This window comes from Bacillus sp. FSL R5-0443 (genome assembly GCF_038608285.1).
Taxonomy (GTDB): Bacteria; Bacillota; Bacilli; order Bacillales; family Bacillaceae; genus Bacillus; species Bacillus velezensis.
Genome location: NZ_CP152013.1, coordinates 2165346 through 2181806 on the forward strand (window position 1 = coordinate 2165346; position 16461 = coordinate 2181806).

At 46.3% G+C, this 16461-nt stretch carries 8 protein-coding genes; 4 read left to right on the plus strand and 4 right to left on the minus strand.

The annotated features are described in order from the left end of the window. Positions 1-18 precede the first annotated feature (18 nt). The 4 genes from NYE28_RS10645 to NYE28_RS10660 form a co-directional block, all read right to left on the minus strand. Positions 19-7677 carry an amino acid adenylation domain-containing protein gene (locus NYE28_RS10645; protein WP_342490046.1) on the minus strand — a complete coding sequence of 2553 codons (7659 nt, stop codon included), beginning with the start codon at positions 7675-7677 and terminating at the stop codon, positions 19-21. Between the two features lie 478 nt (positions 7678-8155). After that, positions 8156-9631, minus strand: coding sequence for a D-alanyl-D-alanine carboxypeptidase/D-alanyl-D-alanine-endopeptidase (gene dacB / locus NYE28_RS10650; RefSeq protein ID WP_038463996.1), 1476 nt, complete (start codon positions 9629-9631; stop codon positions 8156-8158). Positions 9632-9649: 18 nt separating this feature from the next. Further along, a complete protein-coding gene (locus NYE28_RS10655; protein WP_038464591.1) occupies positions 9650-10618 on the minus strand; it encodes an aldose 1-epimerase in 969 nt (322 codons plus the stop codon). 115 nt (positions 10619-10733) lie between these two features. After that, positions 10734-12122 (minus strand): MATE family efflux transporter, encoded by a 1389-nt coding sequence (locus NYE28_RS10660; protein ID WP_038463999.1) that lies wholly within the window; start codon positions 12120-12122, stop codon positions 10734-10736. A gap of 228 nt (positions 12123-12350) precedes the next feature. Here NYE28_RS10660 and NYE28_RS10665 point away from each other — a divergent pair, with 228 nt between their 5' ends. From NYE28_RS10665 to NYE28_RS10680, 4 genes are all read left to right on the plus strand, one after another. Beyond that, positions 12351-12893, plus strand: coding sequence for an IseA DL-endopeptidase inhibitor family protein (locus NYE28_RS10665; protein ID WP_014418077.1), 543 nt, complete (start codon positions 12351-12353; stop codon positions 12891-12893). Positions 12894-13235: 342 nt separating this feature from the next. Then, entirely contained in the window at positions 13236-15062 is a 1827-nt protein-coding gene (locus tag NYE28_RS10670; protein ID WP_342490047.1) for a T7SS effector LXG polymorphic toxin, read from the plus strand. Between the two features lie 14 nt (positions 15063-15076). Next, complete coding sequence (locus NYE28_RS10675; RefSeq protein WP_342490048.1) at positions 15077-15517, plus strand: SMI1/KNR4 family protein; 441 nt, start codon at positions 15077-15079, stop codon at positions 15515-15517. Between the two features lie 192 nt (positions 15518-15709). Further along, positions 15710-16435, plus strand: a complete 726-nt coding sequence (locus tag NYE28_RS10680; RefSeq protein WP_342490049.1) for a hypothetical protein — start codon at positions 15710-15712, stop codon at positions 16433-16435. The last annotated feature ends 26 nt before the right edge of the window (positions 16436-16461 follow it).

Genomic DNA, 16461 nt, shown 5'->3' on the forward strand with positions numbered 1-16461 from the left:
ACACACCTTTTTATGAAATTAAAGTCCTTTTACGAGATCTTCAATGCTTGATAGTGCTTGAGCGGTCAATTCTGTATGGCTGTAATCCGTTAATGTTTTTTCCCGCTCTTTCTTGCCGGAACAGTGGGCGATGATGTCCTCGATGTGAGTATGGAAACGATTCATGAAGACCTCGATTGCCCCCGGTGCAAATACATCGGTATAAACGGCTTTTACCTCCAGTTGCCCGGCCGCCACCATCGCGTTAATATCCAGATCAAACTCGCGGATGCGCCCGGCCGCTATATCATGCTGCGGCTTGAACGGTGACATCTTCAGCGTTCCCTCAAGACCGTCAAACGCACCGAGATAGTTAAAGCTTATTTCTGGGTCTTTATAAAGAATGTTTCGCGAATATCTCAACAGCCCGTAGCCGGTTCCGTGATAAGGAACCCGTCTCATCATGTCTTTTACCGTCTTTATGCGGTGAGCGGTTTTTTCGCCTGAGCCGCCCGGCACTCTCATATCCAAAAGCACCGGGTAAACAGATGTAAACCATCCTGCTGTTCTTGACATATCAATGTCAGGCATATGCCCTTGGCGCCCGTGCCCTTCAGTGCTGATAAGGATCTGTTCAGAACCCGTCCACTCATGAAGCGCCATTCCAAGCGCCGTTAAAAGCAATTCATGAACATCCGTTCCGTATGCCTGCTGTGTTTCCAACAGCAGCTGTTTCGTGACTTCGCTGCTTAATATCCACGATGCCGTGCGCGCGTTTTCCTGCAATCGTCCGGCGTTTTCATCAGTTATTTTCGGCAGCGGCGCTGTTTCACTAGACATCACGCTGTCCCAGTATGCGGCTTCCTCCAGCAATGCTTTGCTTTTGGAAATGTCAAAAAGCTCTTCGGCATACTTTATATAAGAATCGCTTTTCGGCGGCAGTTTGATTTGTTTGCCGTCCAATGCCTGCTGATAAGCTGTCTGCAGATCTTCAAGCAATATCCTCCATGACACGCCGTCCACGATAAGATGATGAATTGTTATAAGAAGATGGTCGGCTTCCTTCTGCCGGAACACTCCGAGATGAAGCAGAGGCCCTTGATCAAGACGCATAGCCTGCTGTATTTCTTTTTCCTCAGCGGCTATCCGTTTTTCGGGCTGCGTTTCTTCTGAAATATCTATGACGTTAAGCGTAAAGATTTCTTCATACTGCTTTGTGATTCCGCGATTATATTGAACCGTTTCCCCATGCTCATTTTCAGTGAAAGTCATTCGCAGCGCATCATGATGTTCTGTCAGCGCGCAAACCGCCTGATACAGCGCATCTATTTCGAGGCTGTCTTCACTGCACAGCATGACCGCTTGGTTATAATGAAGCTCAAACGCACCCGGCTCCTCAAAAAATCTCTGCTGGATCGGTGTCAGCGGAGCGCTTCCTTCTATCGGCCCCTGATCAGCCATTGCAACAGCCGGCATGAGGTGCTTCGCGAGTTCTGCAATCGTCGGGAACTGAAACAAATCGCGGATCGACATGTTCCAGCCTTCTCCCGCGAGTCGGGCTGACACTTGAAGCGCCTTAATGGAATCTCCCCCAAGCTCAAAGAAAGAGTGATGAATTCCCGCTTTCTGAACATGAAGCACATCTTCCCAAATCCGGCATAACATCTCCTGTTTTTCATCGCCGGGCGCGACAAATGCCTGTGTTGAATGTATCTCTTCTGCCGGCAGTGCCGATTTATCAAGTTTGCCGTTCAGTGTCAGGGGCATGCTGTCTAAACCGATAATATGAGACGGCATCATATAAGCCGGGAGCTCCTGCATAAGAGACTGGCGAAGTGATGAGATATCGGCCTCTTTAGGAACGATGTATGCCGCTAATCGGGCTTGTCCTTCAGCATCTTTCATCACGGTAACAGCCGCTTCTTTGACTTGATCGTGTTTCAAAAGCACACTTTCAATTTCTCCCGTCTCAATTCTGTAGCCTCTGATTTTTACCTGCTTATCAATCCGCCCTTGAAAACGAAGAGTACCATCCGGCAGCCAGCAAGCCTGATCTCCGGTTCTGTAAAGCGTTTCTCCCGTTTGTAACGGGTCACTGAATGCGTCCTCTGTCAGCTCAGGCTGTCCCCAATATCCTTTTGCGACGCCGGCGCCCCCGATATACAGCTCTCCGAAAACGCCGATCGGCTGGACCTGTTTGTCTTTGTTTAAGACGTACATTTGCACATTCGGAAGCGGAACACCGATCGGCACATCATCTTCCCGCGGCTCTTCGCTCATTTCGGCTTCATAATACGAAGAATCAATTGTCGCTTCTGTTACACCGTAGCTGTTAATGATCCGCATTTCTTTTCCGAAGCGTTCATGAAGCGTATAAAAATCCTGCGACTTGATCATATCTGAACCCAGTACAAGTATTTTTACACTTTGCAGCGCGAGGTTCCGGCGATATATATATTCCATAAACGGAACTACCAGCGCGGGTGTCGACTCCATAAACGTGATACGGTGCTGATCAATGAGCCGATAAAGCTGTTGTGGCTCAAGCCGGACGTCATCCGGACAAATGACAAGCGTTCCCCCGTTTAGCAGGGCGCGTGCAAGATCCCCTGAAAATACATCAAATGAGAAACTCGCCATCTGCAGCACTCTGACCGGTATAAGATCAAGCTCATAAATCCTGCGCCATGCAAGTGCTGCATGCGTAAAGCTGCGATTTCTGACTTCGACTCCCTTCGGCGTTCCCGTTGTTCCCGAAGTATATATGATATATGCAGTATCATCCGGTGACGCTGCCGGCTGAATATTCTTTGCACAAATATCGTATTGATCTTCATGATCAAGCTGAATGAGAAATAAATTGTTATCCGTCAGCTGTGAAGCAAGTTCTTTGTATTCTGACTGCACCATCAAGACGGATGCCGCGCTGTCTTTTAATAAATAGCGAATCCGTTCCTCGGGATAATGGGAGTCAACCGGTATATACGCCCCTCCCGATTTCATGACGGCAAGAACACTGACGATCGCTTCAATCGAACGGTTTGCCAATATAGCTGCTCTTTTTCCCGGACCGAATCCATTTTTGTGTAATGTTCGCGCAAGCCGATTTGCCCGCTCATTAAGCTGCAAATAGCTGATCTGTTGTGCTCCTTCAATAACAGCGGTCTGATGAGGCGTTTCTTCTGCTTTCTCTTCAAACAACTGGTGAAACAGTTTGTGTTTTTCCATGAATTCGGTTTGTGTGTTATTAAACTCAATCAGTAACTTTTGTTTTTCTTCTTCATCCAAAATGTCAGCTTTCGATAGTGTGACTTCCGGTTCGGCGGCAACATGGCGCAAGAGATTCAGTAAGTGGCCCATCCAGCGTTCAATCGTTTCTTTCATAAAAAGCTCGGTGCTGAATTCCATTTCAAAGCGGATGTTTCCATCGGATTCAGCCGCTGATAAGGTCAGGTCAAAACTTGATACATCATGTTCGGTATGCTCTGATCGCGACGCTTTCAGACCGGCCAGATTTATCTCCTCTCGCTCCATATTCTGAAGAATAAACATCGCATCAAACAGCGGATTGCGGCTCATGTCCCGCTGCACACCGAGCCGTTCCACAAGCTCTTCAAACGGATAGTCCTGATGCTCATACGCCTCAAGCGCGGCCTGGCGGACTTCCGCCAAGTAATCGGTAAACCGTTTGTCTCCTTTCGGCTCCGTTCTGATGGCCAGCGTGTTGACGAACATGCCGAGAATCGGTTCAAGGTCTTTGTGCGGACGCCCGGCAATCGGCGAGCCGACGATGATGTCTTCCTGCCCGCTCAATCTCGCGAGTAACGTATTGTACGCGGCGAGAAGCACCATATACAAAGTGGAGCCGTGATCCCGGGCGATGCGGTGAAGGCCGGATGCCGTTTCAGCGTCAAGCGTGCACGATACGCTGCCGCCCGCAAAGCTTCTGACAGCCGGACGGGCCTTGTCAGCCGGAAGCTCAAGCACCGGAAGCTCTCCTTCAAGCCACTTCAGCCAATAGGCTTCCTGCTTCTGGTACCCTTCTTTCTCCTGAAACGACCGCTGCCAGACGGCATAGTCTTTATATTGAAGGCGCATCGGCGCAAGCGAACGGCCTGCGTACAGCTCGCCGAATTCTTTTATCAAGGTGTTGACGGACACACCGTCAGAAATAATATGATGCATATCCGTTAATAATAGATGGCGTTCGTCTGATTCTTTCACGAGAGCCGCACGGAAGAGCGGCGCTTCCTCCAGACAAAACGGCCGGACGAATGCGTCAGCTGACTCGGCCTCATCCAGCTGAAACGGTACGCTGTCATGGATGCGCTGCACCGGTTCGCCGTCAGGCCCCGTTTCAAAGGACGTTCTGAGCGACTCATGCCGCTCCACAAGCTCCCGGAACGTCTCCTCCAGCCGGCCGCGGTCAAGCGGGCCCGTCAGTTCCAGCACAGCCGGCATATTGTAGCCGACACCGCCGTCTTCAAGCTGTTGGAGCACATACATCCGTTTCTGCGCCGAAGACACCGGGTAGGTGTCCTGTGTTTGCGCAGGCTGAATCGCTTCATACGGGCTCTCTTCCAAGTCCTGAATGACCGAAGCGAGCTCTTCCACCGTCGGCCGGGCGAAGATGTCTTGTAACGGCACCTGAACACCGAACTCTTTGGCGATGCGGGAGACGAGAGCCGTCGCTTTTAACGAATGGCCGCCCCGCTCAAAAAAGTGATCCCGGATGCCGACGGGGCCGTTTTTCAGCACCTCTTCCCAAAGGGCGCAAAGCTTCATTTCCGTGACGTTCCGCGGGGCGGTGTACGCCCGTCTGTCTGCCGCTCCGCCGGGAGCCGGCAGTGCGCGGCGGTCAAGCTTTCCGCTCGGTGTGACCGGCCATTCGGTCATCTTTATGAACTGAGCTGGCATCATGTAAGCCGGAAGGCGTGTCGCAAGCTCCGCCCGCACGTCATCGCTTTCCCGTCCTTCAATATAGGCGTAAAGCGCGGTTTCGCCGTGTTCGTTCCGGGCGGTGACCGCCGCCTCACGAATGCCGTCGATGCGCCGGATCGCCGCTTCGATCTCTCCCGGTTCAATCCGGTAGCCGCGGACTTTCACCTGTCCGTCTGAACGTCCGAGCCATTCGACTAGGCCCTCTTCTGTCCAGCGTGCGATATCGCCCGTCTGATACATGCGCTCTCCCGGATAAAACGGATCATCGAGAAAACGCTCCTCCGTCAGCTCGGGCCGGTTCAGATAGCCGCGTGCCACCCCTGTCCCAGCGATGTACAGCTCTCCTGCCACGCCCGCAGGCTGGATGGTTCCTCCGCTATCTAATACATACAGACGGGCACCCGGAACGGGTTTACCAATCGGAAGCCGCGTCCGTCCGCTGTCCCGTTTTCGGTCACAGACGTAAAACGCCGCATCAACCGTCGCTTCCGTCGGCCCGTAGCCGTGAATAAGCACGGTCTCCGGCAGAAGATCGGCAAACCGGGCAGCCGTAAGCGGTGAAAGAGCTTCCCCTCCGGCAAACACGCGTGTCAAGGTTCTGCCGAGGCGTGTTCTTGTTTCCGCAGGCTCTGTTTCCAGCGCGTCTAAAAAGCTGTTGACCATCGCCGGAATAAAATGCGCGGTCGTCACCTTTTCTGAGGCAAACGCTTCAATCATCCGCACAGGATCTTTCTCCCAGCCGGCAGGAAGCAGATACACGGAGGCGCCGGACATCGTCCACCAAAACAATTGCCAGATGGAGGCGTCGAAAGAAAAGGATGATTTCAGCACGATAATATCCTCTTCCGTCAACGGGAACTGCCCTTGCATCCCTGATAAAAAGGCGGCGGCCTGACGGTGTTCAACAGCCACTCCCTTCGGTGTTCCCGTCGAACCGGACGTATAAATGATATAAGCGAGCGAATCAGCATCCGCTTCTTCAGAGACAGCCCCTGTCTCCGCCTCACTTGTCAGAGCGGAAAGAGACACTTCAAGCGTTTCTCCGGAAAAACCGGAAACGGATAATCCCGGCTGTGCAAGCAGGAGACAAGCGCCGCTGTCATCGAGCATATAGCGCAGCCTGTCCTCAGGATACTCCGGGTCAAGCGGCACGTAGGCGCCGCCCGCTTTTAACACAGCAAGCACTGAAACCACCATCTCTGGCGAGCGTTCAGCGAGTACGCCGACCATGCTTTCTTTGCGGACGCCTTTTTGTCGGAGCCGAGCGGCGAGCCTGTCTGTGTACTGGTCAAGCTCGGCGTACGTCAGCATACCGCCCGGAAAACGAAGCGCCGGACGATGCGGCGAAAGCGCGGCACGGCGGGTAAACAGCCCGTGAAGCGTCGGGGCCGGCGGTTCAGCCGTTTCTGTACGGTTAAACGCAGTTAACACCCGTTTCTTTTCATTTTCATCCGCCATATCAATATGCCGAATCAGCCGGTCTGGATTTCTAACGGCATTTTCAACGATCGTCAGCAAATGAGTTTGAATGCGTTTGATTGATTTTTCAGTAAATAAAGCGGATTGGTAATCAAAATTCAGCTCAATCAATCCCGTATCTGTCCGCTCCTTAATTAAAATGGACAGCTCATTTGCCGTATGCCCGCTGAAAAACATGGCCGTTTCATAATCGAAACCGTCTGCCTTACGCCACTCAAGCGGCTGATACTGCATCGAAATACCGATGATATTTTGCAGGTCATGATGAATCTGCCTTAATTCATTCACAAAAAGATTGTAAGGATATTTCTGGTGCCGCATAACAGACAGCTGCTCTTTTCCTACGCTGCGGACAAAGGACAGGAACTCCGCATCAGGATCTGCCGTCATTCTGATCGGCAGTGTGCTGACGAACATGCCGAGCATATCCTTTTCGAGCCTGGAGCCCCGGTTTCCGTAATAAGTGCCGATGGCAATATCCTTTTTAGCCGTCAGACGGCTGATGCATATGTATAACGAAGCCATAAACAGAGAGATGATGCTGATATTATTTTCTTTGCAAAAACGCCGGATAGATTGTTCTAAGGAGTGAGAAAGAGTGATAGTATCTCTGGAAGCTGCAGTGCTTTGTCTAAGATGAGAGGTTCGTTCCGCCAGTGAAAGGTGTTCCGGAACGGTTCGGTATGTTTCAGTCCAAAATGAACGGTCTTTTTGAAAACGGGAAGACTGTAAGTATTGCTGTTCTTTTTCCATGTAGCTGAGATAGGAAGGCCTGTGATGTTCAGCTAAATCCTCGCTCCGCATGATCTTTTGGTAGATATCAATGAGCTGGTTGCCGAGCAGGTTGAGCGAGATGCCGTCCATGATAATATGGTGAAATTTTGAATAAAGCCAAACTTCTTCGTCTGACATGACAAGCAGAGTAAAGTGATACAGAGGTGAATGAAACAGCTTGAACGGAACACGAGTCTGCGTGTCAATCCATGCGTCCCGCTCTGCCTGATCAGTATGAGTAAAATCAACAGTCTCTAGAGAAATCGGCCGATGCCCCGCCAGATACAGCTGGGGTTCTGATCCGTCCCCTTCTGTCAGTTGAAACCTGAGCGAATCATTTTGCGAGATAGAAAAATCTAAAGCCTGACGCAGTACGTCAAAATCGATGTCCCCCCTGAATTTGACGCATGCCGCGAGATTGCAGATACTTGTGCCCGGTTCGAGCAGCTCCGTAAACCACACTCTTCTTTGGGCGTGAGTTAAAGAATAAACAGTGTTCTCCAATGGAATCCCTCCGCTTCAATTTAAGAGGATAAGAAAGTGAAATAATTACAATTAAATTTCGACAGCATATGACTTAATCATCCATATAAGCATTATTTTAAAACATATTTTAGAAATCACAATAAAAAATTAAATTTTCTCTAACATTTTTTAGAATATAGTATATATTCCTCACTTCACTTCTTCATTTCTATAATCTTTATACCATGTAAAACGGTATGTATGCATACTATAAACTGGTTCTTAAACACTATAATAAGGAATAAAATGTATAATTAATTGCGCTTTTAAAAAGGTTTTCCTCCCGAAAAGAAGTTTTATGTTAAAAAATGAATAATCGGTGAACATGTAAGAAAGCGGCATGTAAAAAAAAGGAAGGGTATTGCCGATATTACTTTTTGAAAAGATTGATTCATAATCGCAATATAATGTTTACAGACATCAAAAAAAGCCGAATCCTCTAAGGATTCGGCCCTTCTTATTGATTTGCCAGCACGACTGCAATTTTGTCTTCAATGTCTTTTCCGTCATCTTCGTCAAGCAGCCCGTTTTGAAGCACGGAAAAAATAAGCGTATCTCCTGTTTTTGTGTCTGCATAGCCGGCAATCGAACTGACTGATGTTAGTGACCCGGTTTTCGCTTTAATTTTGCCTTCTGCCGGAGTATTCTTCAGCCGGTTCCGAAGGGTTCCTCCCGTCATTCTGTCGCTTGCACCGGCGACAGGGAGCGAACGAAGGAAAGCCGGGTACCACTTTTCTTTCTGAACCGCATACAAAAGCTCTCCGATTTGACCGGCGGATACGCCGTTAATATGAGAAACGCCGGATCCGTCTCTTGCAATCAATTCATCCGGATTCAGCCCGAACGATTTGAGCTCCGATTTCATCACGTCCAAGCCCTTTTCCCAGCTGCCCTCCCCTTTTTTCACTTTTCCCATTTCCTTGATCAGAATTTCGGCGTGCCCGTTGTTGCTCAGTTTCATAAACGGGATCAATAATTCTGAAAGAGGCATGGATGTCCGTGATGTGACAAGCTGGGTGCGGTGCGGCATTCGCCCTGTTCTGATTTTCCCTTTTACAGTTATCCCCTGTTTAGTAAGCGCTTGTTTCCATAAATCTAAAGCATAGGACGTTGGATCCCACACTGCCGCCCATTCTCTTGCCTGTGCCGAGCCGTCAGGTATGGTTCCCTTTATCGTAATCACATTGCCACCGTGCTCCCGTTCAACCGTCAAATCTTTCTTTTCATCAGAAGCGACGGTTTTCACTTCATTTTTCACACAAACGATGTCCGTATGGGGAGAAATCGAAATGCGCGGCTTTTTACCGGGCTGTTTCGCCGGGCTGATTTCCGCAATCACCGTTCCGGTATCATAATCCTCATTTGGTGAAGCGGTAAGAGCTGATACTTGCGCGCCATAATATTGGCCTTCATCGCTCCACGGAAGATCAACTGAATACCTGGTATCGTCATACCACGAATCATCCCCGACCAGATCTCCTTTAATGATATGGATGCCCCTGGCTTTGACCTGTTTAGCCATCTTCTCAAAATCAGAAGCCAATAGGGTCGGATCACCTTTTCCCCTGAGATAAAGGTTTCCGCGCAGCTGTTTTCCTTTTACGGCGCCGTCTGCCCGTACTTCTGTCTTAAAGGTATAATCTTCTCCGAGAACGGAAAGCGCCGCAGATGCCGTCAGCAGCTTCATCAGTGATGCAGGCCTCAGCCGCATATCTTCCCGGCTGCCGAACAGCACCTCCCCTGTTTTTGCTGACCGGACACTGACGCCCGCTGAAGCTCCCTTTAAAGCAGGTTCTTCATCCAGAATGTGTTCCAGCTCTTTTTGCAAAGTATTTTTTTGTTCAGCCGCCTTAGCCGCATCATCAATATAAGGAACTGCGGCAATGATCAAAAGCAGAATCACCGCGCTCAAGCGTTTCACATATGTTTTCAATGTTATCCCGCCTCTTTCCTATTCTTCGTCATGCAAAATGGTGATCCTGGATGACGCAGCCGCTTCTTCGCCCGGTTTCAGAATCTGAAGCCCTGTCAGTGATGCAGGCTGATTCAGATTAAATGCATCTGTAACGGAAGTATAAGGCTCAAGACTGACAAACCCCTGCTTTCCGTCACCGTTATATACCACCCAATGCTTGAAAGACGTGTCTGCCTGATACAAAACGGATAATTTCTCATCCGGATGATAAATAACAGCTTCATTATTGCCGCCATTCCGTCCGGAAGAAAGAAAAACATCGTCAAACTGTTTATTTTTCAAAGACATCCCATGACGGAACGCTTCTTTATCAGGAACATCCAATAAACGGCCCGTCGGCACGAAACGTTCATTTAATTCCCACATGCGGTCAGCCGTCAAAAAAAGACGTGATCGCTTTTCATTGAAAACAAATGTGGAATGATAGCCGAGCCCCCAAGGAAAAGCCTCCGTTCCCTTATTCATAATCAGCGCCCGCTGCGTAAACACATTGTCTTTTAATGTATAGGTCATCCGGACAACGACATCGTGCGGAAATTGTTTATGAACACGGGGAATCTTTGAAAGATCAATTTCTGTTTCGACTGTCATTCCATCCCCCTCTGCTTTCGCTGCCGCCGCTTTCCAATGCTGATTGTGAAGAAAGCCGTGAATATGATTATGTTTATCCTCTTCGTTTATCTCAAATTGATACGCGCGGCCGTCAAAACGAAACGTCCCGTCCGTAATCCGGTTCGGCGGGAATAAAACGGGAATGCCGTACAGCATCGGTTTTGCGCGGAATTGCTCCGCAGTTTCCGGTTCTCTCAGAAGCCGCATACCGGTTCTTTTATCCCGAAGCGATATGACATTTGATCCCCACTCCGGCACAATGATGCATTCAGCCTGATCAGTCTCCGCTTTTATGGCTGAAACCCCTAAATAAGTCGTATGTTCAATCGTCATAAGCACCTGCCCTTTCCTTGTTTTCTAGCATGTATAGGAATTCCATTTCCTAAACTCATTTTCCTTCTCTAAAAAAAACATCGCCCGTATGAACTGAGCGATGTGCGGTAAAACCTTATTGAATCAACCGGGTAATCTGTTTTTTCTTCCATACAAACCGGTAATATCCGTATTGCAGCAGCAGGCTGACGACAAAAGCCGCCGGATAACCGACCCAAATGCCGAGAATGCCGAGATTCGTATAATGAGAAAGAATAAAGGCCACAGGCACTTCAATTCCCCAAATCGCAAAAATGCTGATAATCGTCGGCCATAACACCGTACCGCTCGCCCGCATCGTTGCTGAAACGATCTGAGCGTGACCGAAAATCAAATAACTCCAAAGGGTAATCATAATCAGATTGCGGGCAATGTGGAGTGTATCCTGATCTGTTAAAAACAAAGCAAGTATCTGCCGGGAGAAGGTATAAATCAGCACAATCAAAACCCCGCCGATCAAATAATTCAGGCCGATGCCGACTTTGATGACCTGTTTCAGCCGGCCGAATTGATTGGCGCCAATGGATTGGGCGGCAAAAATGGAAACGGCGATACCGAGGCTTACCGCCGGCATCTGCACATAACTCGCCACTTGGTTGACGACCCCGTAAGCAGCCGTCGCGTTTGATCCGTAATGATTGACAAATGAAATGACCGCAATTTCAGAAAGTGACACGAGAATCATATTGATGCTCGACGGAATACCGAGACGGAGTAAAAGCGCGAGCAGCTTTTTGTCCATTTTAAGAGAACGGAGCGCAGTCCGGTCAAATGCCAATGGATGTTTCCTTTTCCGCAAATAAACCATGAGTACGATAAATGTCACGATGTTTGAAATCACGGTTGCATACGCCGAACCGTAAATGCCGAACTTCGGAAGTCCGAAAAGCCCGAGAATCAATAAGGGCAAGAGCCCGATGTTTATGACTGTACTGACGATTAACGTATAAAACGGAGTCTTTGAATCTCCCGTTCCGCGTAAAAATGTCGTATACGCAAAATATAAAAACATCAGCGGCATTGCGCAAAACAAAATGCGCGCATATCGGACACTGACATCTATTACGTTTTCCGGCGTTCCCATCAGCCGCAGAATATCAAGCGTAAACACACTGCCGACAATTGCCAGGACAACACCGAGCATAAAGGTAAAAGTCAGTGTAGTGCCGACAATCGCCTTCATCCTCTCTTCGTTTTTCGCGCCGTAAGCCTGCCCGATCAGAATGGAACTTCCCGAACCGATTCCGATCGTAAAGGAGATCAGCAGAAAAAACAGCGGAAAAAAAGACGATACGGCGGCAAGCGCATCGACTCCGAGCCACCTTCCGACAAATACCATTCCGACCAATTGGCCGACAGATTGCAATACATTGCTTAAAAGCAGCGGCACTAAAAACAGTGACATCGATCGCCAGACTGACTGGCCGCGGCCTTCCGCTGTTTCTAAATGATCTTGTACTTCCATATGTAGGACTCCTTTTTTGATTTTCTTCCATTTTATTATTCAGCAGACAGCTTGTAAAAACCTTTTGTTCAATGAAACTCTTTATCTTTTTCTCACGTCTTACATGGAAATAAACCATAAAAATAAAAAGTCCGGAAAATATTTCTGAAAAGGTATTGTAATCTTACCGTAATTATTGTAACATTTGTAACATAAGAGAAAGAGATTGATTGAAGGAGAGATTATATCATGAAAAAATGGCTATTATTCCTCACTACTATTACATTGATTCTGTCATTGGGCACTGCGGCGACTGCAAAAAATGCACCTAATGACCTTACACAAAAACAAGCACTTCAGCTGGCCCTGTCAGCGAGAGAACATTTCTGGAATACAATGAGCGGCGGTGCGCTTAAATCAAACGCAAATTGCACATCTGAACCGTTTGAATATCAAAATCTGCAATATGTATTTATGTGCAAAGACCTCGGAACAAAAGCGAAAGCCGTAAAATATCTGACACCCGCTTTTACAAAGCAAGCGATTGACAAAGGGCTCAAAGATTACCACTTCACTGTAAAAGACGGCAAATTGGCTGTTCCGGTCGGCGACGGAGATAACCTCCTGAATTGGAAAAAAGCAAAAATGACCCTTCTTTCTAAAAAAGGAAGCGTCCAAACATACCGCTTCACTGTACCGACTCTTGACGGTTCTCCGTCAGCAAAACGCGATGTAACATTCGTAAAAGAGAACAACGTTTGGAAAGTCAATCAATTTGATGCTGTCATATAAGAAAAAGCCCGCTTGCTTACAGCGGGCTTTTTTCACATCATTTCCACCAGGTTTTCACAAAATATTCAACTCAAAACCCCCTTGTATAACAAGGGGGTTTTTGTTTTACCGACATTATTAAGCTGCGCCTATCTCATACAAAAAACGCTCTAGGAGAACGTACAATATACCTCTATATACGTTGATATATAAGCTTTTTTAACAATCCTTGTGCTAAATTTGTGAAAAATATTTTAAGTGTTTTTATCTGTGTGAATTTCGAATTCTTAAAGATATTTATTTTACTCCGAGTTTCAACGTGGTAAAATTTTGAATAACATTTTATCGCGAAAGGATATGAGCATGAAAATCTTTGAAGCAACCACCCTGCTTTCTGCCGCTAAACAACGCGCAAACGAATACAAAGAACTCCGCGGCCAGATGGTTAACCTGAAAAAAGCATTTCAAGGCATGGCTGATCTCGGTGACGGCGATTTCTCTGGCCGGGGCGCAGATAACATCAAAGCCTTTTTCCAGGACCACGCCGGCGTCACAGACAGCTGGCTTGATCTGATCGATATGAAAATCGCATTTCTCACAAGCCTTCCCGGCAAAGTCGAAGACGCAGGTCTTTCCGGATCTTATGTAGAAGAATCTTTTCTGGAGCACGAGCTCACCCATGCCCTCAGTAAATCAAAGGCGATTATAGAAGAGCAGAAAAAAGACATGCGTTCCATCCTCGGAGAAATCGAAGACATCATCTCGCTTGATCTGTTTTCAACCGAAAACACAGATCAGAAGCTTTCTTCAGCTGATAAAAAAAGAAGCGAAACTATACATAAGCTCGGCAAGCTTGATCACGATCTAACGAAAGAATACGCAGAAACCGAAGCGAACGAACAGTTCATCCAGGCCGACTTTCAGCAACTTCAAAACGCCACGGGCAAAGGAAAAAGCGCAACTCCGCTTCATTACAATGCCAAGGCGTACCGTGAAAGCGACATCCATAAGAAAAAAGGCGAGATTGCTAGGCATTCGGATGCTTACCTTACGATTAAGAAAGAAGAAGCAAGAGAACGTGAGGTTGAAAAACTAAAAGAAAGGCTAAACAATTTCGACTATGCGAATGCCGATGAGTTCTACTCAATGGCTAAAACAATCGGCTATGAAAACCTGACAAAAGAACAGCAGCGTTATTTCACTCAAATTGAAAACACGCAAGAACTCACAGACGGTTTCAAAGGGGTTGCAGTCGGCCTTTATGATGTTGGGAAAGATACTGTGTTAGGTCTGAAAGACCTCGCTGTCGGCGCCTGGGACTTTTATCAGTTCTCTGATGAACAAAAGGTTGTTAAAACGATTTCTACCGTATTGAATACTCCGTCTTACGCAAAAATCATATGGACAAACCTAGCCGATTCGTGGAATGATCAAATGGTGAATGGTGATACGTACTCTAGAGCGCACTACGTCTCCTATGCGGTGGGCAGCCTTGTCGGCCTGAAAGGTGTGGGCTCGACGGTTAACGTATCAAGCAAACTCGCAAAAACAGGCTTCTCCAAGGCGGGAAAAGTATTGGAGCCTGGCGCTGCAAGCCATGTACACAAAGGAATAAAAAACGGAACAGACTACATCAACTCTTTATTGAAAAATAAGAACAAACCTGCCCTTGTTGGAATAGCAAAAGATATTGAAAACACCCATAATGTAAAAAACACTCCGCTTTTAGAGAAAGAAATTCAAAAAAAGCAAGATATGCTGACACAGGCCGCGCCGTTCACACATAAAGATGCCTTTGGAAATACAGTAACAACTAACTTAAAAAATGGTCATTTAAAAAATGATGTGCATCCTATAACAGGTATACCTTATGATAAAGATGGTTTTCCAATATTTGAGCCCGTTGTAGAAGTGAAAATTGATAAGTCATTATATCTTGAAAAAGATACTGTACAGTTTAAAAAAGCAACCGAACTCCTGTTGCAAGAAATCAACAAAAATCCCGAGTTGAAAAATCATTTTACAGAAATGCAGTTGAAGCAAATTATAAAAGGGAAAAAACCAAAAGGGTTTACGTGGCATCACCATCAAAATGAAGGTATAATGCAGCTAGTTGATGCAGATATACATGGTAAGACAGGGCACACTGGTGGAAGAAACATCTGGGGCGGAGGTTCCGAATACAGATAAAGGAGAGTTATAACATGGTTGAATGGGATTTCGGAGAACATCCTATCAGTAACGAAGAAATTCAAGAAGTAGAAAATACGCTACAAGTAAAGTTCCCAAAAGATTACTTAGAATATGTCAAAAGTTATTCTGGCGCAACTCCAACTCCTGAGAATTTTGATTTTGAAGGAAGAAAAGGGATTGCTTTCGGATACTTACATAGTTTTCATGAGGATAGTGAGTCATACATAATTAACGTTTCTAATCGTTATCGAGACGGCAGAATGCCTAATAAAGTAATTCCTATTGCGGATGATGTGTTTGGTAATGAGATCTGCTACGATTTTAGAAAGAATCATAGTAATCCCCCTCTTGTTTTTTGGGATCATGAGATTGCATTTGAAAATCCTGAGGGTGCTCTGAGTCACATATGTAATTCGTTTACGGACTTGGTAGATAAGCTCTACGAAGAATAGAAACAAAAAGTCCATATAAACAAAGCCCTTCCCTTTTGAGAAGGGTTTTTTGTTATTTCGATAATATTTCCAGTATTGCTTTTGTCTTCGGTTCGCAATTCCAATCATTATCAAATCCTTTACAAAGCATAGAAATGAATCCTCCTTTGCTTTAAAATGTAAACGTTCGTTTTAAAATAAGAGGGGGATTATATGATTATTCTTGGTATTATTGCAACATTAGCAACCTTTGTCTTTATTACAGCATTGATTTTTATCTTCTTTGAAAAAACTAAGAAAATAGGTAAACAAATAGCTCCATTATGCCTTGTTTTGGCTTTATCTCTTTTTTTCATTATGGGTGCGTTAAATCGAGATTCTCACGAATCCAAAACTGAGGATGTCACTGCTACCACAGAAAGCAATACAGATGAGCCAATGAATTCTGAAGACGAGGGAGACTCTTACGTTCAGAGTGTTGAGGATAGCCAAAAAGAATTTAACTTTAGTCTTGATGAATTTGTGCAAACTTTCAATGAAACTGCCCAAGATATTGAAAACAATGACCTTAGCCTAATTAATAAAGATGATATCGGAGATTTTAAACTTACCGAAATCAAAGATGGTACAGTTTACACAAGAGAGCTAAAAACAGATACTGATAACTCCGGTGGAACTTTCACTTTGGAAGCATGGTATGACAACAATCATAAATTCTACCGTTTACATTTATCCACATCCAGTCCAGATAATATGGCTTCTCCAATAGGTCTGGCTAATATATTTGCGGTTTTTCAAACTTTAGGAATTGATAAAGGTCATTTATATGACCTTTTAAAAAGTGACGAAGAAATTCTTGATGCAATTGATGGGGACTACTCTGTTACTATGGCTAAAATTCCATCAATATCGCTAATAATAAATATTGAACCAAAATAAAAACCCCCTCAAAAGGGGGCTTTTTC